Raw genomic sequence first — 638 nt, 5'->3', positions numbered from 1 at the left:
CGTCGCTCAACAACCTCTCGGGCTGCCTCGACGCTCTGGGCCGGCGGGAGGACGCGCTGGCGGCCATCGAAGAGGCGGTGGAGATCCGCCGCAGCCTCGCCGCCGCGCGCCCGGATGCCTTCCTGCCCGACCTGGCCTCGTCGCTCAACAACCTCTCGAACCACCTCGGCGCTCTGGGCCGGCGGGAGGACGCGCTGGCGGCCGTCGAAGAGGCGGTGGAGATCCGCCGCAGCCTCGCCGCCGCGCGCCCGGATGCGTTTCTGCCCAACCTGGCCACGTCGCTCAACAACCTCTCGAACAGCCTCGACGCTCTGGGCCGGCGGGAGGACGCGCTGGCGGCCATCGAAGAGGCGGTGGAGATCTATCGCAGCCTCGCTGCCGCGCGCCCGGATGCCTTCCTGCCCGACCTGGCCGGGGCGCTCAACAACCTCTCAAACCGCCTCGACGCTCTGGGCCGGCGGGAGGACGCGCTGGCGGCCATCGAAGAGGCGGTGGAGATCTATCGCAGCCTCGCCGCCGCGCGCCCGGATGCGTTCCTGCCCAACCTGGCCACGGTGCTCAACAACCTCTCGAACCGCCTCGACACTCTGGGCCGGCGGGAGGACGCGCTGGCGGCCAGCGAAGAGGCGGTGGAGATC

At 72.1% G+C, this 638-nt stretch carries 1 protein-coding gene; it reads left to right on the top strand.

Features of this window, described 5'->3' with window-relative positions:
• Window positions 1-638, top strand: a 638-nt coding sequence (locus tag ACR0LW_RS21215) for a tetratricopeptide repeat protein (protein WP_480884421.1), incomplete at both ends; no start/stop codon positions are given.

Source organism: Ruegeria sp. N4, from assembly GCF_056531425.1.
This window is presented reverse-complemented; position numbering and strand designations above follow the sequence as displayed.